Origin of the sequence: Enterovibrio norvegicus DSM 15893, assembly GCF_900115495.1 — a bacterium.
Lineage (GTDB): Bacteria > Pseudomonadota > Gammaproteobacteria > Enterobacterales > Vibrionaceae > Enterovibrio > Enterovibrio norvegicus.
This window is the reverse complement of record NZ_FOWR01000007.1, coordinates 95,280-115,662: the sequence shown is the minus strand read 5'-3', so window position 1 is coordinate 115,662 and position 20,383 is coordinate 95,280. Positions and strand designations below refer to the sequence as shown.

General features: G+C 47.6%; 15 protein-coding genes and 1 tRNA gene. 7 read left to right on the top strand and 9 right to left on the bottom strand.

The genetic code is table 11. The annotated features are described in order from the left end of the window. Positions 1-65 precede the first annotated feature (65 nt). The 3 genes from BM082_RS06190 to BM082_RS06180 form a co-directional block, all read right to left on the bottom strand. On the bottom strand, positions 66-1,550 hold the full coding sequence (locus BM082_RS06190) for a carbon starvation CstA family protein (protein WP_017017697.1): 1,485 nt from the start codon (positions 1,548-1,550) through the stop codon (positions 66-68). A gap of 230 nt (positions 1,551-1,780) precedes the next feature. Further along, positions 1,781-3,544, bottom strand: a complete 1,764-nt coding sequence (locus BM082_RS06185; RefSeq protein ID WP_017017698.1) for a sensor domain-containing diguanylate cyclase — start codon at positions 3,542-3,544, stop codon at positions 1,781-1,783. Positions 3,545-4,032: 488 nt separating this feature from the next. Then, the gene (locus BM082_RS06180) at positions 4,033-7,236 is read right to left on the bottom strand and encodes a glycoside hydrolase family 3 protein (RefSeq protein WP_074925883.1); all 3,204 of its coding nucleotides are present in this window, start codon (positions 7,234-7,236) and stop codon (positions 4,033-4,035) included. Positions 7,237-7,639: 403 nt separating this feature from the next. Here BM082_RS06180 and BM082_RS06175 point away from each other — a divergent pair, with 403 nt between their 5' ends. Then, positions 7,640-7,924: a Bor family protein gene (locus BM082_RS06175; RefSeq protein ID WP_074925879.1), complete on the top strand. Its 285-nt coding sequence runs from the start codon at positions 7,640-7,642 to the stop codon at positions 7,922-7,924. Between the two features lie 169 nt (positions 7,925-8,093). Here BM082_RS06175 and manA read toward each other — a convergent pair whose 3' ends face one another. Together manA and BM082_RS06165 are read right to left on the bottom strand one after the other, a co-directional pair. Then, complete coding sequence (gene manA / locus BM082_RS06170) at positions 8,094-9,302, bottom strand: mannose-6-phosphate isomerase, class I (RefSeq protein WP_342028248.1); 1,209 nt, start codon at positions 9,300-9,302, stop codon at positions 8,094-8,096. Positions 9,303-9,499: 197 nt separating this feature from the next. Beyond that, positions 9,500-11,410: a PTS fructose transporter subunit IIABC gene (locus BM082_RS06165; RefSeq protein ID WP_074925870.1), complete on the bottom strand. Its 1,911-nt coding sequence runs from the start codon at positions 11,408-11,410 to the stop codon at positions 9,500-9,502. A 397-nt stretch (positions 11,411-11,807) separates the two neighbouring features. On the opposite strand from BM082_RS06165, the gene BM082_RS06160 reads away from it, so the two are divergent. Further along, positions 11,808-12,668 carry an AraC family transcriptional regulator gene (locus tag BM082_RS06160; RefSeq protein WP_017011635.1) on the top strand — a complete coding sequence of 287 codons (861 nt, stop codon included), beginning with the start codon at positions 11,808-11,810 and terminating at the stop codon, positions 12,666-12,668. Between the two features lie 23 nt (positions 12,669-12,691). Here BM082_RS06160 and BM082_RS06155 read toward each other — a convergent pair whose 3' ends face one another. From BM082_RS06155 to BM082_RS06145, 3 genes are all read right to left on the bottom strand, one after another. Beyond that, positions 12,692-13,489, bottom strand: coding sequence for a PTS sugar transporter subunit IIA (locus BM082_RS06155; protein ID WP_017011636.1), 798 nt, complete (start codon positions 13,487-13,489; stop codon positions 12,692-12,694). Further along, entirely contained in the window at positions 13,486-13,788 is a 303-nt protein-coding gene (locus tag BM082_RS06150; protein WP_017011637.1) for a PTS fructose transporter subunit IIB, read from the bottom strand. The genes BM082_RS06155 and BM082_RS06150 overlap by 4 nt, the downstream gene beginning before the upstream one ends. 92 nt (positions 13,789-13,880) lie before the next feature. Continuing rightward, positions 13,881-14,261 carry a cysteine-rich CWC family protein gene (locus BM082_RS06145; RefSeq protein ID WP_074925865.1) on the bottom strand — a complete coding sequence of 127 codons (381 nt, stop codon included), beginning with the start codon at positions 14,259-14,261 and terminating at the stop codon, positions 13,881-13,883. Positions 14,262-14,534: 273 nt separating this feature from the next. Between BM082_RS06145 and BM082_RS06140 the strand changes: the two genes are divergently transcribed. The 4 genes from BM082_RS06140 (at position 14,535) to BM082_RS06125 (ending at position 18,535) form a co-directional block, all read left to right on the top strand. Then, positions 14,535-15,386: an ABC transporter ATP-binding protein gene (locus tag BM082_RS06140; RefSeq protein ID WP_017011639.1), complete on the top strand. Its 852-nt coding sequence runs from the start codon at positions 14,535-14,537 to the stop codon at positions 15,384-15,386. Beyond that, on the top strand, positions 15,383-16,333 hold the full coding sequence (locus BM082_RS06135) for an ATP-binding cassette domain-containing protein (RefSeq protein WP_017011640.1): 951 nt from the start codon (positions 15,383-15,385) through the stop codon (positions 16,331-16,333). The genes BM082_RS06140 and BM082_RS06135 overlap by 4 nt, the downstream gene beginning before the upstream one ends. Then, complete coding sequence (locus BM082_RS06130; protein ID WP_017011641.1) at positions 16,330-16,815, top strand: hypothetical protein; 486 nt, start codon at positions 16,330-16,332, stop codon at positions 16,813-16,815. Before BM082_RS06135 ends, BM082_RS06130 begins: the two co-directional genes overlap by 4 nt. A gap of 370 nt (positions 16,816-17,185) precedes the next feature. Continuing rightward, positions 17,186-18,535, top strand: coding sequence for a dicarboxylate/amino acid:cation symporter (locus BM082_RS06125; protein WP_074925861.1), 1,350 nt, complete (start codon positions 17,186-17,188; stop codon positions 18,533-18,535). Between the two features lie 71 nt (positions 18,536-18,606). On the opposite strand, the gene BM082_RS06120 is transcribed toward BM082_RS06125, so the two are convergent. After that, positions 18,607-20,052, bottom strand: coding sequence for a bifunctional NUDIX hydrolase/phosphatase PAP2 family protein (locus BM082_RS06120; RefSeq protein ID WP_074925857.1), 1,446 nt, complete (start codon positions 20,050-20,052; stop codon positions 18,607-18,609). A gap of 240 nt (positions 20,053-20,292) precedes the next feature. On the opposite strand from BM082_RS06120, the gene BM082_RS06115 reads away from it, so the two are divergent. Continuing rightward, positions 20,293-20,383, top strand: a tRNA-Ser gene (locus tag BM082_RS06115).

Sequence of the window (20,383 nt, the reverse complement as noted above, 5' to 3'; positions counted from 1 at the left end):
ACAACAAGAGCCTGCGGAAGCAGACTCTTCATGTTGCGCTTTCTAGTGTCCACTGATCTTGGTGTCTACGCCGTTTTGGTTTCGACCTGTGGTTTTTCATCATCCGGGAGTGCATCTTCACCTTTCCCTTTTGATGTTTTAATCACGTAGCCTGTCGCGGTGAGTGCGAACAGAATACCTGCGACGGTGGATACGTTCATTGGTAAACCAAAACCAAGTGTGCTGCTGTTCAAGATGAACGTGACACACACGGTTGTCATGAACATCGCTGGAATCGTGGTGACCCAGTGCAGTTTGTTATGACGGAGCAGGTACGCCGAGGCAGTCCACAACATCATGACGGCGGTTGCTTGGTTAGCAAAACCGAAGTAGCGCCAAATGATACCGAAGTCGACTTGGGTAAGAATGCCACCAATAACAAATAGCGGCATTGCCATCAGTAGGCGGTTACGTAAGGTCTTTTGTTCCATGTTGAAGTACTCAGCAAGAATCAAGCGGCTAGAGCGGAACGCGGTGTCTCCAGAGGTGATAGGCAGGATCACCACACCGAGGAAGGCAATCACACCACCGAACACGCCGAGTAAACCAAAGGATGCGCCGTAAACCACATTACCTGGGCCACCGTTAGCCACTGCATCGTGCAGGCCTTCCAGTGTGCCGAAGAATGACAACGCAATTGCACACCAAATCAGGGCGATAATGCCTTCGCCGATCATCGCACCATAAAACACGAAGCGACCGTTCTTTTCGTTTTCCATGCAACGCGCCATCAGTGGCGACTGGGTTGCGTGGAAGCCAGAGATGGCACCACAGGCGATGGTAATGAACAGTGCTGGCCACAATGGCATGTCATTTGGGTTCATGTTGGTGAACATGTCGCTGAATGCAAAGCCACCCATGACGGTGTGTTCGCTTGATAGGCCAATGGCTGTCATCAGGCCCACGGACATGAAAATCAAGAGTGCGCCAAAGAATGGGTAGAAGCGCCCGATAATTTTGTCGACAGGCACAATGGTCGCGAGGATGTAGTAAGCAAAAATCACCACCACCATAAAGGTCATGCTGATATCAAAACTCGTTTGTTCGTTCACCAGTGTGGTGATCATGCCGGCAGGCGCAGAGACAAACACCACGCCAACGAGCAGCAGAAGCACAATGGCAAAGATGTTCATAAAGTGTTTTGCGCCATTGCCAAGGTATCGGCCTGTGATCGTAGGAACGGATGCGCCGCCATTGCGGATCGATAACATGCCGGAGAAGTAATCGTGAACGGCACCCGCGAAGATACAACCAACCACAATCCATAACATGGCTGCTGGGCCGTACAAGGCACCCATGATTGGGCCGAAAATAGGACCCACACCGGCAATGTTCAGTAGCTGAACCAAATACACTTTCTTGGTCGACATGGGCACAAAGTCCACGCCGTCAGTTTTAGTGTGTGCAGGTGTCGGGCGATTTTCATTGATGCCAAAAATCTTCTCAATGAACGCCCCGTAGAGTAAGTAGCCGCCAATCAGAGCAGCGACACAGGTAAGAAACCACAGCATTGCAATCGTCCTTATTGAATGAAATCACAACGCGACTATATGGCGAAGGCGGAGTGTTGGCGCGGACAAACTCGGTGAGTGGACGAATAGCGTGTTAAGCGGCAAAAAGAGGGGGTCGGAGGTGGCCTCTAGATGTTTGGTGGTGGTTTTTCCGTTAAGCGGTAATTACGTGAGGCATCACCACAGTGCAGCATATTCTCGCACTGTGGTGATTAATGAAAAATGCAGATCTAACGGCTACAGCGGTTCTTACTGGCTTCTTTCGCGCGGTACATAGCTTGGTCTGCATGATGGATGAGCGATGCAGCGTCACGTCCGTCTTCAGGGTAAATCGCAATGCCCAAACTGAGCGTCACTTCTACCGTGCTGCTTACGACACTCAATCCAGCTTTGGTTGACGACACCAGCTTGTTCGCCATCGCCATAACAGCATCATCATCTTCAACGTTGGTCAGCAGAATAATAAATTCATCGCCGCCGATGCGGGCAACAAAATTACTCTCAGTGACCACATCTTCAAAAATTCTTGCGGCGGTTTTTATCACTTCGTCACCAATGTTATGCCCCAAGGTGTCATTGACGGCTTTGAAGTTATCAAGGTCTGCAAACATCACGGCGAATGACAAGTTTCCCTGCTGAGATTCCACCGTGATGTCAGACAGTCTCTCCATGATGAGTTGACGGGTTGGAAGACCCGTCAGCAAATCGTGGTGCGCAAGGTGAGTCAGTTCTTTCTGTAGTTTGTCTCGTTCAATGGCGTTGGCTTTGAACACCTCTAAGGTGCTTGCCATCGTTCCCAGCTCATCTTGTCGTTCCGACACAGAGATATTGGTGGTGAGATCGTTGTTAGCGAGCTTGTTCATGATTTTTGTCATCGAGACGATGGGGTCTGCAATGTTCGATGCCAATTGAAAACCCGCAGCAAAGATGAAGATAAGCACCGCGCCGCCAGCAAGAAGTAAAAAGGTCGTCATTTTGTGGAGCGAGGCGAGGATCTCGTCTTGTTCAATCTCCGCGATGGCTGCCCACTTTAGTCCCATAAATTCAATCGGTGTGAAGGCGGTGAAAACGGGAATACCTCGGTAATCGTCTTCGACAAAAATGCCTGTCATGCCCTTTAAGGCAAAGTCAGCGGATTGGGTATCGACTCGGGTGTTAAGTATGCTGTTTGCGCCATAGAAGCGGGAGTCACTCCGCATGAGCTTATCTTGGCCAACGAGGAAGGTTTCACCGGTTAACCCCATGCCCGCAGAGACGTGCATGACGGAGTTGAGCACATCAATGGGCATTTGGAAGATCAATACACCGATGTATTGTCCCAAATCTGTGTGAATGGGCGCGGAGATAAAGCTGGCGGGTTTGTTGTTGCTAGTAGGGTGTCGACGATAATCGGTGATAAAAGAAACTCCCCGTGCAGGGTTTCGATTCACCAGTGTAAATGCTTCAGCAAGGTTGCTGTTTTTTAGCGTGCCCGTTAGTAGGTTTAATCCGAAGTCATTATCTTTTTTGACTGTGTAGATAATATTCCCTTGGGGATCTACTAACAAAATATCGTAATAGCCTCGGGTCGCGGCCAAATTTCTAAAATAATGGTGATACTGCTTGTGGCCCTCACTGTAGGAGGAACCATCTTCTGCGTAGAGTAGCGATTCTTTTTGACCTTGAACGTAAGGATTATTAAAAATGTACAGGTCTTGAATGGTTTCTTGTTTTGGGTCTGGGAGTTCTTTCCATGAGGCGGATAGCGACGTCATGGCATTTTTTGTGAGTGGGTTTTGAGAGTGAAATTGCACATCTTGATTAATCACCTCGAAATGAAAAAGTAAGGACTCTTTTCTCGACTCCAAGAGCGCTGTTAGCTTGGACTCGGCAGCTTCTATCAACTGGTTTGCTGCATAGTAGTGGGATACCGTCCCGATGAGTGCGGCTGAAATCAGGCCAAATGAAATCATGATCAGCGGCAATTTCTTCTTAATCTTTATATTCTCAAGCATTCGCAGCCCCATTCTTCCATGTATTAAATATGAAACAGTACACATTCAATTATAGGTGTGGATAATGCGGTTTGATGGTCGTACATCGAATTGTTTTGATGAATCATTTTATTAGTTGATTCTCATCCCAAATTAATAAATAAAGATCAAAAACCAACGTCAATTTAATGGCGGTTTTTTTGGTTTGAAAATTGAAATTTAAATATGAAAGGTGAGAAGTAAATACCCTAATAGTCTATTTACGTTAATAAGGTCTGAGAGTGGAAGGTTGGATTTAAATGCGGCTGAGTTATGTCCCCTTTCCTGGGGAGGTCAATAATTTGACGTAGTAATGAAGGGAATTCCGTATTATTGGGTGAGTTTGAGCTCGAAGAACGACCATTAAGACGTCACGAAAAAGAAAAAACCCACCAGTGGAACTGGCGGGCTTTAGGGTTTCATTCACTCTCGTGGTTCACTGACACAGTGATCACCTGTGAGAGAGTAGATTATTTCTCCAATTGAATGTTTCTCACGCTGTAACTGATACCTGCTTGAGAGGCATTCCATTCACCCAAGGTTGCGAATGGCTTGTTTACTTTGGTGATGTCCAGCGCGCCTGTGTTTAAGTCAGACACAGGAATGGATACCTGATGCCACATACCGGTTGAAAGGCCACCAAGGAAATAGTCATCACCTGTGCCTTTGGTCGATTCCATCTTCACAACAATGTCGGTGCTTGGGTTTTCACCCGGGTTCGCAATCTCGCCATAGCTGTCGATGTAAATCTCAAAGTTCAATGTACCGCTGTCGGTAAATTGGGTGAGGTTCTGCGTGGTACCTTCAAGCGTGACGATGCCTTTATAGTGCTCAGGGCTGTTTGCATCATACGTGACGGTAAACTCACGGGTTGCGTCAGATGCATCCGGTTCCGTCGCGGTGACGTGGCCGCTGATGTTCGTCCAATCATCGGTACGTACTTGCCAAGAACCCAGTACTGGATCCCACGTGTTCCATACGTCAACTACATCGTCCGTCAATGGCGGCAGGCTTGGTTCAGTAAACACGCTACATGCAATGGCATCATCGGCTGGGTCAACACTGTTCGGAACGAAACGCACTTCACCTAAGTTGAACTCTACAGCATCATCGGTATAGATGAGAAAAGGTGTGTTCAAGATAGAGAATGCCATGCCTTGGTCTGCGAAACATTGCAGTGGGATCTTAATGGTTGTCCACTTGGTTTCATTCGCGCCTGATGGCGCAGGAAGCACCTTGTTAATGGCAACTTGACCTAAACATGGCCACTCACAGTGCATCGCCAATACCATGCTTTCTGGTGCGGCTGATTTCATGTCGATATCGAACTGCAGCGTTGCGTCAGCATTGAGGTAAGACTGTTTGTCAGTCACGGCTTGATCCAGCGTTTGCATGTAAACTTGCGCTGGCGAATCACCGTTGAATTTCACGTTAATGGCATCTTGCTGGTGGAGGTAATCCATTGGCGTTGTGGTCACTGAACCAATGGTGGTAGGTGTACCGTTAGACACGCTCTCACCGACCCAACCATTTGCAGAGCCCGCGATGCGAGGAACAAATTCACCTTCAGCGCTTCGGCCATAAACTTCTAGGTTTGTGGTTGCGATGCCATTGTCTGGTGCATCTTGACCACAACCGTAGTCGCGAGGGTCAAGTTCCAGGTTATTCAGATCGGCATCCACGCCCATGAGGTCGCTTTTCTTCGCATTGTAAGAAAGGCCATATCCATACGGGAACAAGGGGGCATGTTCGCCTTCAATGTCTTGTTCCATGTCTGGGGTGACATAGTCTTTCAAGTTTGGTGCTTTGCGGTTGATGGTGGTGGAACATTTCATGCCAGGCCAAGAGTATGACAAACGGCCTCGGAAGTTTTTCCCTTTTTCCCGGAACAACACATCGGTAATACCGCCAGCTTCCGTGCCTGGTAACCAAGCTGCGACAAACGCATCTGAGTGATTGATTTCTTCATTGACGTAAAGTGGACGGCCAGAGAAGAACACGGTCACGACGGTGAAGCCACGATCTTTCAGTGATTTAATCAGTTCAAGATCGGCCGCATACGTGGATTTGAGTGATGCGTATTCAAGTGTTTTGGTGGCGTTGATGTCGCCAAACATTTCCGCATAAGCATCTTCACCTATCACGACAACGGCAATCGCGTCGTCTGGTGCAGTATCCACTTCGGTAAAGACGTTGTCTGTACCCACTTGATCGCGCATTGCCATCAACATGGTGGTTGCACCGGGGAAATCACGCTCTAGGGTGTTTTCAGTGCCTTGCCATGTGAGTGACCAGCCGCCTGTTTGCTTCTGAATGTCATTCGCTGCGCTACCTAACACAAGATAGTGTTCATCTGATGAAAGGGGCAGTGCTTCGTTTTTATTCTTTAACAAAACCAAAGATTGGCTGGTTGCCTTACGCGCCAGCTTGCGGTGTTTGTCTGAACCAAGAATATCTTGCTGGCCCGCGAGTTGACGTTGTGATGGTTGCGGTTTTTTCCAAAGGTTTGCACGCATTTTCACGCGAAGAATACGCGTGACGGCATCATCAATACGTGACATTGGAATGGTGCCATCATTCACTTGGTCGATGACATTTTGATAGAACACGGTCCAGTCTTTACGCGCTGTGACCATGAACACGTCGTTACCCGCTAGCACGGCCTGTGGACAGTTCGATGCGGTACAGCCATTGATTTCACCATGACCGTTCCAGTCAGTGACAACAATGCCGTCAAACCCCATTTTGTCTTTCAGTACATCGGTCACGAGGTACTTACTGCCATGGAGTTTCTTGTTGTATTCGTCGGTGTTCATCACATCGTAGTTTTCATCATTGTGCCACGAGTTAAATGATGTCATGACCACTTGCGCGCCTGCGTCTAGGCCCGAGAAGTAACCTGTCGCGTGAATGTTGCGCAGGTATTCTTCTGAGTAGTGGTTTTCGCCGCGGTCGACACCTTTGTTGGTACCGCCGTCACCGACCCAGTGCTTCACGTTAGAGATAACATGGCGCTGGCTTTTTAGGCCTTTAGTACCACCTTGCAAGCCTTCAACCATTTGGCCTGCGTATTGATAGATGATTTCGGGATCTTCTGAGTAGCCTTCATAAACACGACCCCAGCGGTAATCGCGAGGCGAAGCAACGGTAGGTGCGAATGTCCAATCCAAACCTGTTGCGGAGATTTCACGAGCTGTGGCTTTACCGATTTGCTTAATGAGTTTGGGGTTGTTGGCGGCACCTAGGCCGATGTTATGAGGGAAAACCGTGGCGCGAAATACGTTGTTATGGCCGTGTACTGCATCTGTCGCCCACATAAAGGGAATACGAAAACCACGATCGGCATAGGCTTCTTCAACGGCGAGATAATATTTGTCGGCCTCTTCTGCCCAGTCTAATGCAGTGGCGTATTTGTTTTCGTCAGGCCAAGAACCACCGCCATTCAATAATGAGCCTAATTTGTATTGTTTTGCCTCTTCTGGCGTAACGCCACGAAGATCGGGTTGGATCATCTGACCCACTTTTTCTTCAAGTGTCATCTGCGCCAAAATATCCGAGACCTTGGCTTCAATGTCGGGATCTTTTGGTACGGCGCTCTTTATTTCCGGCCAATCCGGAAAGTAGGGCACTTTCGATTCTTCCATACAGCCCGCAAGTAACACGAGCGACGCCATTCCTGACACAACTAACTTTCCTTTGAGCATACTGCCCCCTTTGAGGGTTATTTCTTTTTAAGATTGGTCACTCACCACAAGCATATGAACTAGAAAGCGCTTTCTTCGTCAGAGTGTTTGTGTCCCTCGAGCGGAAGATTGACGTGAATGTTCTCGACAACATTTCGCCAAAATTCTGGACAATCTTAGGGGCTGTTTTGGTGGTTTCAATAAGTACACATAAGGCAATCTTATCTTATTTAGTGTTCGACACACTTTCTTATTATAGAGAGCTCGCCGTAAAAACCCAGGTTAAAAAAATATGTTTGTCTTATTACTAATACTAAGTAAGTAGACAGATTTTTCTACACTTTAGGGGCGATTATGAAAAACAAGGCTCAACCGGTTGATAAGGATAAAACACATGAAGAAAACAGCAGTTTTGGTCGTTGGCGCGCTCATGCTTTCTGGGTGTGCACAACAAACATTTGTGGTGAATGACAAACAGGGAAACTTAGAAGAAGAAACCATGCAGAGCTTTTTCGTTTCAGGTATTGGTCAAAAGAAAACCATTGATGCCGCCAGTGTTTGTAGCGGTGCAGAAAATGTCGCAAAGGTGGAAGTGCAACAGACGTTCCTTGATGGCTTCTTAGGGTTTGTAACGTTCGGCATTTACACCCCGCGTGATGCGCGCGTGTATTGTCGCTAACTCTGTATAGCTGATATGCAAGCGTTTGAATTGTTGATGGTTTGAAAGGCATCGAACAGGTGCATGCCCTTAAGTTAACGCCTGTTTCAAACTCTGCACATCGCCAATAAAGAAAAAGCCTGACAACGAATACGTGGTCAGGCTTTTGTCTTATTTACCGGTGATTACGTTAGTTATACGCACGCGCAAACTTGCCGTTGGATGAAGCAAAGTATTCACCGACGTATGCAGGAATAAAGACAGATTCGCCTTTCTCCAGTGTCACGCTGTTTCCTTCCGCATCTTCTACGGTCAGTGTTGCATCAACGGCTAGCAAAATCTCAGCGCTGTTGGTGTGCAGCGATTCTTTTGCTGTTGCGTTGTAAACACTGAATTTGAAGTCAGGCACAGGAATAGGGTAATGCTCAGCATTGCCGACTTTTTCTGGTGCCAAACGGATAACGTCTTTAGCCATTGGTATACAACGTGTACACGCAGTTAGCTCTTGCACGTCCATGTGTTTAGGTGTGAGTCCTGCGCGCAGTACATTGTCGGAGTTCGCCATGATCTCAAGGCCTGTGCCTTTGATGTATGCATGGGGGGTACATGCATCCAAGAACATGGCTTCACCTGGCACTAATGTCAGCGTATTGAGGATAAGCGGCGAGAATAGGCCGATATCACCCGGGTATTGCTCAGATAACGTCAGCAGTAATGCAAACAATTCATCTGATTGGTTCTCTGTCGCAAATGCCAAGAGTTCAGCAACTGCTGTGTCTTTGTCTTCGCCTTCAAGAGAGAGCAGTGCTTCAAAGAATGCACTTAGCCCTTGCTCGTTTTGGTTGGCATCAAGGTTGGCAACCAGTGTGGAAAGCACATCAATATTGAGCTGGTGGAAGAAGGCAAGAATCTCTGAATAATCACGGAAACCATTCATCGCGGTGTATGGCGTCAGTGCGTAAACCAGTTCTGGTTTGTGGTTTGGATCTTTGTAGTTACGAAAGCTCGCAGACAGCGGAATACCAGCAGCTTCTTCTTTCGCATAGCCTGCTTCTGCTTGCGCTTTGCTAGGGTGTACTTGCACTGAAAGTGCATTGGCTGCACACAGTACCTTGAACAAGTACGGCAGTTCGCCGAACGTTTCTTGTGTTTGTTGACCAATCACATTGGCCATGTCGCGGCCGATAAAATCAGAGAGCAGCATTTGCTCACCGTTTACATCAATTTTTGAACAACCATTTGGGTGTGCGCCCATCCAGATCTCAGCTTGAGGCGTGTTGTCTGGGTTTGGCATATCGAAAAGCTCACCCAGTGCGGTGTGGCTTCCCCAAGCATAATCTTGGATAACGTTGGTCAGCGGGAAAAAATGTTGGGTTGTCGAGGTCATAATGTTCTTCATTCTTGCGCCAATTGGCGTGCTTTATTCTGTGTAAGTCAGCGTGACGCGTTGTCAGATTTCTGTGCTGACTGACGCGAGCAAAGTGTACCAGATGTTGTTTTCATTGCATTGACACGGTGGCGAAAAATCGCTCCCATTTGTTCTAAAAACATTGCTGTTCTATTCACGCTGGGAGCGATATTGGTCTGTCTTTTAACTTATGCCGCTGCGGTTTCTGATGCTGCCACTTTTGATTGGCGCATTTTCTTCAGTGATACCGCAACCAGTGCTGTCACAATCGCACCTGCCGCCATACATGCCAGTGCTAGTACAGGTTTGTTCATCGCACCTAGCAGTGCAACCACAGGGCCACCGTGAGCGACGCTGTTGGTGATGCCGAATGAGAAGGCCATAACAGCGGCAACCATTGAGCCGATTACGTTCGCTGGAATCACAGACATTGGGTCTTGTGCCGCAAATGGAATTGCACCTTCAGAGATACCGACTAGGCCCATTGCACCTGACGCTTTACCTGCTTCAATTTCAGATTCTTCGAAGATGTTGAACTTGCGACCGATAACCGTTGCCAGTGACATACCCAGTGGAGCAACAGGGATGGCACATGCCATAGCACCCATGAATTGCGTTTGGCCGCTTGCGATCATGCCAACAGAGAACAGGAAGGCCACTTTGTTGAATGGACCACCCATGTCGAAGCCAGCCATGCCACCAAGCACAATACCCAAAAGGATAACGTTACCCGTGCTCATGTTGGTTAGCATGGTGTTCAAGCCTTCCATCAATCCTGCAATCGGCGCGCCGATAACGAAGATGAACAGACCCGCAATGAACAAGCTACCTGTGATTGGCGCGATCATGATTGGCACGAGCGGTTGAATGAACTTGTGGTAGTTGCGTGTCGCAATCCACTTCACAAAGTAACCGACCAACAGACCCGCAACGATAGCACCGATGAAACCAGTACCCGCATCCGCGCCGTAGAATGAGCCGTTGTTGGCAATCCAACCACCTATAAGACCCGGCGCCAGACCCGGACGGTCTGCAATCGCGTAAGCAATGTAACCAGAAAGGATTGGGATCATTAGGGTGAAGGCAACCACACCCACATCCAGCACTTTGTTCCACAGGCTACCAGGAGGAATCGCCATGCCCGCTTCTGAGGGTTGACCACCAATCGCCAGTGCTAAAGCAATCAACAGACCACCGGTTACAACGAACGGGATCATGTGTGATACGCCGTTCATGAGGTAGCGGTACAAATCTGAACGCGCTTGTGCTGATTTGCTTTCAGTGCTCTCGCTTGCCGCCTCATCAGAAGATGCCGCGTATGCTGGCGCGTCAAGTGCTTGGGCAATCAGGCCTTTCGCATCTTTGATAGGTGCTTTTACGCCTGTTTTGATCAAACGTTTACCCGCAAAACGCGCCATATCAACTTGTTTGTCGCAACTCACGATGATGGCTTCTGCGCGTGCAATTTCTTCTGCGGTTGGGCTGTTTTTCACGCCGATAGAACCGTTGGTTTCTACCTTCATTTCATAGCCCATTGCCGCCGCGCCTTTTTCAAGGGCTTCAGCCGCGAGATAAGTGTGTGCGATACCCGCAGGGCAACCTGTTACGCCAATCAGCAACCCTTTGTTCGCTTCAACGGCTTGTTCGTCGGCTTTCTTTTCCATCAGAAGTGCTAGTGCATCTGATGCAGAGGTTGCTTGCATGAATTGTTCAATGAAGCCGTCTTCAATCAATTTTGACGACAATTCAGCAAGCACTTCGATATGGTGGTTTGCGCCGCCATCTGGTGAAGCAATCATGAAAAAGAGTGTTGAAGGCTGACCGTCTTCGGCACCGTATTCAATGCCATTGCGACTGATACCGATCGCGACTGCAGGGTTCGATACCGCCGCACTTTTTGCGTGAGGTAGTGCAACACCGTCTTCGAAACCTGTGTTACCCAGCGCTTCACGTGCATGGATGTCGGCGAGGAATTGGGTTTTATCACAGACTCGACCTTGAGCGTGAAGCAGTTCAATCATTTCGACGAACACGTCTTCTTTCGTGGTCGCTTTTAGGTCTAAGCAAATCAGCGATTCGTTGATTAACGTATTAATCATGAGTTTTACCTCTGAATGTTGTTCTTATTGTATGAGCATATTTTCCCGTGACAGGGCGCGACTCGAAAGAGGAAAAGAAAGGCTTTTACTAGAAAAATGTAACATTGATTTGTTGGTGTGATCTGTTTCTCACTGGCGGTTATGTGAAGATAATATCGAATAAAAAATATAAATAGCTTATATACAATGGGTTAAAGGGTATTTTTGTCGTTATGATTACATGATAGAAAAGACGACTTATTTCTTTTGACTAGAAATTCGTAACCGAAAGGTGGGGTTTGTATTCTCATTTTATTGAGCAAGGTCACGAATTTGCAGCGGTTTGTTCTGAAGTGCTCGGCAGTCGCCAAAATGGGGAAGATAATGCGCGCCATGTTTTCGCGTAAGAATAGATGTTATGAGTCAGGTCTTTTCGCTGTTGCTCGACAACCTTTTGGGGGAAAGAGAGCATTTCAATCGCATTTGGTTTGCGAGCGACCAAGTCACACCACCCACCTTCAGCTATCAAGTCAACTTTCCGCGCCTTGAATTGGTGATCAGCGGTGAATATCCCAACCAAATAGAAAACGCCGATAAGTCGATCAGCGAAGTGACCTTGTTTGCGGGCGATGCGCTTTATGTGCCACCCAATAGTTGGAATAAACCCAACTGGGAAACAGATTGCTCCGTGCTGAGTTTGTTGTTTGGTAAGCGACAACTTGGGCTTAGCTTGGTGGGGAAGGCGAAAGCCCAGCCGAATTTTTATGACGTACAAAAACACAGTATTCAAACCCGTACTGGCCATGCCATCGACCACATTCTTAGTGCATTAAACAGTTTGGCGAAAGAGCCTGTTCAGTCACCGATGGACAGCCACCTGCTGCACGCCTTACTAAGCTACAGCCAGCAAATGTTGCTTGCGCCAGAAGCGGGGCGTCGCAATCGCGTTGAAGATTTGTATCAAGGGATTTGTATCTATATTCAAGAGAATTTCCACCGCGACATCAGCAGAGAGTCTATTGCTTCGCGCTTCAGTATTACACCCAATCACTTGTCCCGGTTATTTCGCCAACAAGGCCACATGCGAATGGCGGATTACATCACCTGGGTACGTGTTGATCGGGCGAAATTCATGTTGAAGCGATATGATTTTCGATTAAGCGAAGTGGCAACGCGATGTGGCTTTCAAGATGTGAACTATTTCTATCGTGTGTTTAAAGCAAAAACAGGGTTAACGCCGTCTGAGTATCGTGGTAGCAACTATGCCCAATCTTCCTGAGGATAACGCTCAACGTTGTCGCTTTAGTGGTTAGTTAATGCGGTTTCCAGTGAATGAAGCACGATAGTTTCGACAATGTCTAACGAGGTGTTTTCCTCAAGGTAACGGCAAAACGTCTTGTCGAGAAGCTGCTGTGAAAACGTTGAGAAGGCCACGATATGCTCTCGAACGGGTGGCTTGGGCAACATCACACCAATAACACGCGTTACCTCACCGCGTTTTGACAGCCAATCGAGCGGTTGTGCCGTTGAGGCAATAAACACGTGAATCTGGCTAACCAAAGGTGTCATTACATGGGGAAGCGCAACCCCATTGCCCATGCAGGTTGATGAAACGTTTTCTCGCGTGTACAAAGCATTAAACAACGCTTCTTGGGTGGTGTCTTCGCGATTCTCATTGTCGGCGACGCGCAAGGCAAATTCAGCCAGTAGCGCGTGTTTATCAAGGTTCGATTGAGGGGCTTGGTAAACCTGATAAGGAAAAGGCAGTGAGATAAAGGCGCTGGTGGGTGTTGCTTTAGCACGTTTACCACCACAGACCAAGGTGCCGTGCTCGGCGGCGAAATCGGTTAACACCATGGCCGCAAGTTCGGCATCATTGCCTTCTATCAATAATTGGCAAAGGTCATTGGGGCGCGAGCTAAGACTAAGAATACGGATAGGCTGTTCCGCGTTCGCGGCATTGCGCTGAGACAGGTTGCAAAATACGGTGACTGAGCGGAATAATCCCGCCAATGTTTTTAATCGATTCAGCTTCCATGCTGGTAAACCTTCTTCGCCGATCAGAAAGGTGATGCGCCGGCTGATGGTGGGCATTGTCATAACGCTTTGCAGCGTTCCAACACTCTGACTGGGTCTGTCAGTACTTCCTCAATAGTGACACAGTGGATTTTGCTGCCAGAGAAACGGGCTCTGTCTTCAATCTCAATGTCAGACGCAATCAGCACAACGTCAGCCTGTGCAATGTCACGAATACTTAATGGGTTTTCGATGCCCATCGCCCCTTGGGTTTCGACGTTAATGTGAATGTTTGTTTGTACCGCCGCTTTTTTCAATTCAGCAGCGGCCATGTAGGTATGCGCAATGCCTGTCGGACAAGCGGTTACAGCGACAATTTTCATAGTGCTATCTTTTCGATTAAGAAGTAAATCCTGCACGGCGTGCGTGCTAGAGGGCGCGCATTGTCTACGAAGACTTGCGCTACGTCAGTGACTTAGCCCACGTTGTTGAAACGTGATGTGTCGCTTTTGCCATAGGGACAGTGGCGGCATCCATTTCCACAGCAGGTTCCGCGCTTCAAGTGATACCACGCAGAGAACACCATAAAGCCATTTTCCATGGTGTAATCCAGCCCTTCAATAAGTTCAGGGCTGTTTGCATAGGGTTTAGCTAAGCGTATCAAGTCACTGACGCTGTATTCTTGATATAGCACGTCTAATTCTTGGTTAATGCGCTTTGCTAAACACCTTGGGCACAAGCATGCCAAATTGTTCTTATCGGCAACGGGCAATATGTGTGGATATTGCATGCACCAACACGCGCCAGTATCGGCGGTGCAGGTGAGTGGTGCGTTGCACTGAGGGCATGATGTCATCGTTGTATCTTCGTGTTATTGAGCAAAGCCTTTCACCGATAAGCCTGTCGGCGAAGTATGAAGCACGCATTCTACCTAATTTTATACCTTTCCTTCACCCTCGGATTAATCGGATGTCCGTCATGCTCCAGTGAAACCCAAGCCAAATCCAAGTGAAACCTTTCACACTTGGGGGGCCCTCGTGCGATCCACCTCTCTAATTTATGCCTTACACTTTACTGATAAACGAAATGATAATAATTTGCATTCAGTTTATTTTTGGAGTGAATACAAATGGAACATGAACAGGCTTTTCATCATGACCCTCTGCTCAGAGTCCGAGATCTGTGTGTTGACTACATCATGGATGATGGTCACTTCCGAGCCGTAAACACCGTAAGTTTTGATATTGGTCGCGGCGAGATATTTGGTTTAGCGGGTGAATCTGGGTGCGGAAAAAGCACCATCGCTTTCTCTGTGAACAGCTTGCACAAACCGCCTGCGTTTATCTCTGGTGGCGAGATTTGGCTTGAAGACCGTAATCTTCGTGAATTGGCGGAAAAAGATCTCAACATGGTTCGATGGAGTGAAATAGCTATGGTGTTTCAAAGCGCCATGAACTCCTTGAACCCCGTGTTGACGGTGCAAGAACAGTTCGTTGATGTGATCCAATGGCACAAAGGCTGGAGCAAAGAAGAAGCGATTGACCGTGCGATGAAAATGATGGATTTAGTGAACATCCCACGTGAGCGCATTTTAGATTACCCCCATCAGTTCAGCGGTGGCATGCGTCAGCGTTTGGTGATTGCGATAGCGCTGAGCCTTAGCCCGAAACTGATCATCATGGATGAGCCAACGACAGCGCTGGATGTGGTGGTACAGCGTGAAATTCTTCAGCAGATCTTCTCATTAAAAGAAGAATTTGGTTTCTCAGTGCTTTTCATCACACACGACTTGGCGTTAATGACCCAGCTAAGCGATCGCATTGCCATCATGCGACACGGTGAAATTGTCGAGGTGAATACCTCGAGCCGTATTCGCAATCAGCCTGAGCACCCTTATACACAACAACTTTGGGCATCGTTCCCCAATATTCATGACCGCGACGCCAGTAAAGAGAAATTTGAGCAAGGAGAGCCTGCATGACGCTGCCATTAACTCAAGAGAAACCGATCATTCAATTGAAGAATGTCTCTAAGAACTTTGCTGTCGGTGGCGGGTTTTCAAAACAAGATGTGTTTCAGGCCCTGCGTGGCGTGAGTTTCGACCTTCACAAAGGTAAAACCCTCGCTCTGGTAGGAGAATCAGGGTGCGGAAAAAGTACCGTCGCGCGTTTAATTACCAAAGTGCACGATGTGTCTTCTGGAGAGATCTTATTCAAAGGACAGAATATCAACGACATCCGTTCTGGTAAGTCACTCCGTGATTATCGCAGTAATGTCCAAATGGTGTTTCAAGACCCCTTTGGTTCGCTAAACCCTGCCCACACGATTGATCATCACATAGCTCGCCCGTTGAAAATTCACAATGCGATCGCCAGTAAAGCGCAATTAAAAGCGCGTCAGCACGAACTGATGGAAATGGTGGAATTAGATCCTGCATGTTTATCTAAATTTCCACACCAACTCAGTGGCGGGCAACGCCAACGCGTCAACCTTGCAAGAGCATTGGGTGTCGGCGCAGAAATCATTCTGGCTGATGAGCCTACTTCCATGCTGGATGTGTCTATTCGTCTCGGCGTGTTGAATCTTATGCAGCGCATGAAAAAAGAGATGGGAATAGGTTTTCTGTATATCACCCATGATCTTGCTACGGCGCACTATATTGCAGAGGAAACGGCAGTGATGTACCGCGGTCAAATTGTGGAGTGGGGTGATACGCAGTCTATTCTCTCGAATCCTCAGCACCCTTACACCCAATTGCTGATTTCTGCGGTGCCTGATCCTGATACGCCGTTCAGTGAACTGATTAAGCAAACGGATAATTATTCGGCGAATGCCGATGAAATTCGTGCGCTCAGTGAAAAGCTTCAGCCTGTGATCAATCAGGTGAGTGATAATCACTTTGTACGTTGTTGGGAGTCCGCAGCATGACGAATACAACTGAACCTGAAATGACGGTGAATGAATGGCTGTCGTTGGCACAGCAATGGTACTGCAATCAGAACATCAATGAGATCTGCTGTTTAGAAGAATTGGTCAAACATGTGCCAGCAGCATTGTATGACCCACACATTGATGAAGCGAAAAGTTTAGCTATCGGATATTGGATGGATGCGTGTATGCGCATTCATCATCACTCTGCTTCTCTTGGCGAGGTGGACACAGCTTATGGATTTCTTCAGTTTAGCTACAGCAAGATGCAAGAAATGGCGAGTGATATTCGACATGAATTAGAGGTTAAGAAGTGGTGTTTGCAGCGCATGGACACACTTATTGTGGTGTTACTGGAGTTTTGTCAGAGCCAGTGCGCAGAATACTGGCAAAAAGAAGCTAACACCTTGATAGAAGCCCATGTTTCCTTCATGACTGCGCAACATCATCTCAATTTGTCTCAAGAGGTCATTTCAGCTTAAATATGCTCACAGGCTGCATTAATACTGCATATCAAATGGTTGTTAATGATTTGTTGCATTTTGGCGGGTGTTGTGGTTTTGATTATTTGAGGCATAAATTAATTTAAAGGCTCATTTTAGAGACGAACAGGAAGTGCGAATCAAGATATATCTATGGCACGTCACACCTGAAATATCTTGAATCGGTTTTGTTCGTCGGCTAAATAACTACCATCTAAATTCAATTTTACATACCTCAGTACCTTTATTGGCTCAAAGGTGAGGTCACACAATTTTTAGAGGAAAGCGCTTCCAAAGCGCAGTTTTGCTATTGGCAATCTGAAACAAGGTCTTTCATGACGGGAAACACTACTTTAGTCATGGAGGCAATATGAGTAATGCAGCATCAAACGGTGAAGGGAAGATGAGCCTCACCGCCAAGGTGATTGTCGGGTTAGTCGCCGGTATTCTTCTTGGTTTAACCATTAACATTTTGGGTTTAAACCCAGCAGGTGGCTTTGTTGACACCTACATCACAAATGGCTTGTTCCACGTCGTGGGCAAGATGTTTGTTAACGCGCTGAAAATGCTCGTTGTCCCCCTCGTACTGTTCTCATTGATATGCGGTGTCTGTGGCATCGGTGATATCAAAATGTTGGGAAGAGTTGGTTCGAAATCTTTCGGTCTCTATATCCTTACTACAGCCATTGCGATTGCTGTGGCGATCACTGTTGCTGTTATCTCTGGTATCGGCAGTGGTATGGACATGGCGACAGAATCTGCGTTCTCTGGACGTGAAGCACCACCGCTGTCTCAAGTTCTGATCGACATCATTCCAAACAACCCAATCAACGCACTGTCTGAAGGTGAAATGCTACAAATCATCTTCTTCGCGATTTTGATGGGTGTTTGTATCTTGATGGTTGGTAAGCCAGCCAAGAAATTGGTTGAGCTGATTGAAGTGCTTAACGAAGTGATGATGAAAATGGTTACTGTCATCATGGAAATTGCACCGTATGCCGTTTTCTGTTTGATCGCGAAAGCCATGGCAAACCTTGGTCTTGCGTTGTTCGCGCAGTTGATTGGCTACGTTGTGGTTCTGATCGCTGTGTTGATGCTACACCTGTTTGTTGTGATTCCATTTATCCTCAAACTCTTCTCTAGTCTAAGTGTTACGACCTTCTTGAAGAAAGCACGTAACATGCAAGTGTTCGCGTTCAGTACTGCAAGCTCGAATGCGACCATTCCTGTTACGCTACGTACTGTGACTGAGCGTTTAGGCGTTCGTAACTCTGTGGGTTCATTCACTGTTCCGTTCGGCGCAACCATCAACATGGATGGTACGGCGATCATGCAGGGTGTGGCGACAGTATTTATCGCAAACATCTACGGTGTTGATCTAGGTCTGGCTGGTTATGTCACTGTGATCATGATGGCTGTACTTGCTTCTATCGGTACTGCGGGCGTGCCAGGTGTTGGTTTGATCATGTTGTCGATGGTATTCGCTCAGGTTGGTCTGCCACTTGAAGGCATCGGTCTGATCCTGGGTGTTGACCGTCTGCTTGATATGGTTCGTACTGCAGTCAACGTTACTGGTGATGCTGCGGTTAGCTGTATTGTTGCGAAGAGTGAAGGCAAATTGGACGAATCCATCTTTAACGATCCGAAAGCGGGTGTCGTTGCTGGTGTTGATATCGACCATGATGCAGAAAAAGAACTGGCAGACGTTGCGAAAGGTTAATCTTTTGCAGCAATGCTAAATGTGAAAGAGGCACCTAGCGGTGCCTCTTTTTGATCGTGTTGATTGAACCGTTAGTTTGCCGAAGGCGCGCTTGAGGTGAGGGACAAACGCGGTGTGATTACTACTAGCCACACACTCAATGCGATGGCGACACTGGCGTGTGCAATCAGAATTTCTATGCTGGATGTCGACCACTGACCAACCCCAAATGCCATGCCTGCTAATACCACCAATCCTGCAAGCGACCACATAAACCCGCGTTTCCCCAATGGCGTATCTCCATGAGTAACGGCGTGTTTTGAAACACACAATGACAAGGCAAATGCGAACGCCAAGAGCATGCAATAAAGGAAACTCGGCTGAATTTGAGTGGCTGCGAATGGTGCGATGAAAAGGGCAACCGCGAACCATAATCTCGCTTTAAGAATAAGCGGGGTGCCACGGTGTGCTACCCGAGAAAAATAGAGAACAATCGCTAAAGACAATGCGCCGACGACCGCGCCAGCAAGCACGTCAGTCACATAATGCACGCCCAAGTAAACACGGCTGAGTGCGACTAAGGTAGCGGGAGCAAGCCATACCCACAGTGCATTTTTCCCAGTTTGCTTCACCCAGCTATAAACCAAGCCCCACACTGCAAACGCCGTTGCTGTGTGACCACTTGGAAAGGCAAAGCCAGATGCTAGATCCCGTTGTAGATCGGGAAACACGTAAAAAGGGCGGGGTACAGCAAAGTGCAGTTTCCCAAAATGGGTGATAACCGTAACCAAGACAGCAACCAAGGCGACACTCGCAGTGCGTTTTAAGCCTCCTGTCGCCATTGCGACAGGGAGCAGCAAAAAGAATAACGCGCCATTCCCGAGTGCTGAGGCGGCAAAGAGCCCTTGCGATACAAGGCTTGATAGGAATGGTGGCAGACCTTCAATGAACTGCTGAACGTGTCGGTTTAGCCCGGCATTCCACACGGTAAATGCGGATGCTTTGTGCGAAAAATTCGGTGAGATATCGAGTGTGCTAGGTGTGGCTGATAATAGCAGCTCTGGGAACATGGCGACTTGCTTTGGAAAGCGGGCGTCTTTCAACATGGTGTCGTTTGGCTTCATCATGAACACGGCACGCACTTCACGACCAAAATGTTCGGCGTTCCAAGCGGCAACAGCAGCTTGTTGAATCTCGTAATCTTGGGAGGCAGTGTCATGAACGGGAATGGGTGACAAGGCAACACAGTCATAAATAATGGCGTTGTCCTGCCTAACGAGCTCTCCTAGGGCTTTAACGGCAATACCGGTTTCTTCAAGTGTTTCTCGAACGGCTGCGTCGCTTGGGGTATCCGTATCGACATATCCACCAGGAATTGAGATGCGGTTATTGAGAATATCGCGCGTAACTAAAACTCGGCCTTGGGCGTCAGAGACGAAGCAAGCAGCGCCTTTTATCTGTTGGGCATCGTTTGTTGCAGAAAGTGTCAATAAAGAGATAAATGACAGGAATAGAAAGAGAAGGGTGTTACGCATCATGCTGGCTCGAATCTGAATGTTGGCTGCATTGTAGCTGACTTACCCCTGAGATGCCTGAATGCTGACAATGAAAGTGAAATCTTCTTTATAGATATTAAATTCACATCATTAAGGTGTTGGTTTTTCGTGTTATTTGACTCATTGATAAGCCATTCTGGTGTCTTTTTGAACGCTTGAACAAAATAACGCAAAAAAGGTATTTACAGGTTCGCGGTAGGCCTATAATATTCGCCGCACCACGGAGAGATGGCTGAGTGGTTTAAAGCACCGGTCTTGAAAACCGGCGAGGGTTTATAGCCCTCCTAGGGTTCAAATCCCTATTTCTCCGCCA

Excerpts from the sequence above, each read along its gene's own strand:
- BM082_RS06185 (WP_017017698.1), bottom strand. The coding sequence starts at position 3,544 with ATGCTTGAGAATATAAAGATTAAGAAGAAATTGCCGCTGATCATGATT.
- BM082_RS06190 (WP_017017697.1), bottom strand. The coding sequence starts at position 1,550 with ATGCTGTGGTTTCTTACCTGTGTCGCTGCTCTGATTGGCGGCTACTTA.
- manA (WP_342028248.1), bottom strand. The coding sequence starts at position 9,302 with ATGAAGAACATTATGACCTCGACAACCCAACATTTTTTCCCGCTGACC.
- BM082_RS06160 (WP_017011635.1), top strand. The coding sequence starts at position 11,808 with ATGAGTCAGGTCTTTTCGCTGTTGCTCGACAACCTTTTGGGGGAAAGA.
- BM082_RS06135 (WP_017011640.1), top strand. The coding sequence starts at position 15,383 with ATGACGCTGCCATTAACTCAAGAGAAACCGATCATTCAATTGAAGAAT.
- BM082_RS06150 (WP_017011637.1), bottom strand. The coding sequence starts at position 13,788 with ATGAAAATTGTCGCTGTAACCGCTTGTCCGACAGGCATTGCGCATACC.
- BM082_RS06165 (WP_074925870.1), bottom strand. The coding sequence starts at position 11,410 with ATGATTAATACGTTAATCAACGAATCGCTGATTTGCTTAGACCTAAAA.
- BM082_RS06155 (WP_017011636.1), bottom strand. The coding sequence starts at position 13,489 with ATGACAATGCCCACCATCAGCCGGCGCATCACCTTTCTGATCGGCGAA.
- BM082_RS06145 (WP_074925865.1), bottom strand. The coding sequence starts at position 14,261 with ATGACATCATGCCCTCAGTGCAACGCACCACTCACCTGCACCGCCGAT.
- BM082_RS06125 (WP_074925861.1), top strand. The coding sequence starts at position 17,186 with ATGAGTAATGCAGCATCAAACGGTGAAGGGAAGATGAGCCTCACCGCC.
- BM082_RS06175 (WP_074925879.1), top strand. The coding sequence starts at position 7,640 with ATGAAGAAAACAGCAGTTTTGGTCGTTGGCGCGCTCATGCTTTCTGGG.
- BM082_RS06130 (WP_017011641.1), top strand. The coding sequence starts at position 16,330 with ATGACGAATACAACTGAACCTGAAATGACGGTGAATGAATGGCTGTCG.
- BM082_RS06140 (WP_017011639.1), top strand. The coding sequence starts at position 14,535 with ATGGAACATGAACAGGCTTTTCATCATGACCCTCTGCTCAGAGTCCGA.
- BM082_RS06180 (WP_074925883.1), bottom strand. The coding sequence starts at position 7,236 with ATGGCGTCGCTCGTGTTACTTGCGGGCTGTATGGAAGAATCGAAAGTG.
- BM082_RS06120 (WP_074925857.1), bottom strand. The coding sequence starts at position 20,052 with ATGATGCGTAACACCCTTCTCTTTCTATTCCTGTCATTTATCTCTTTA.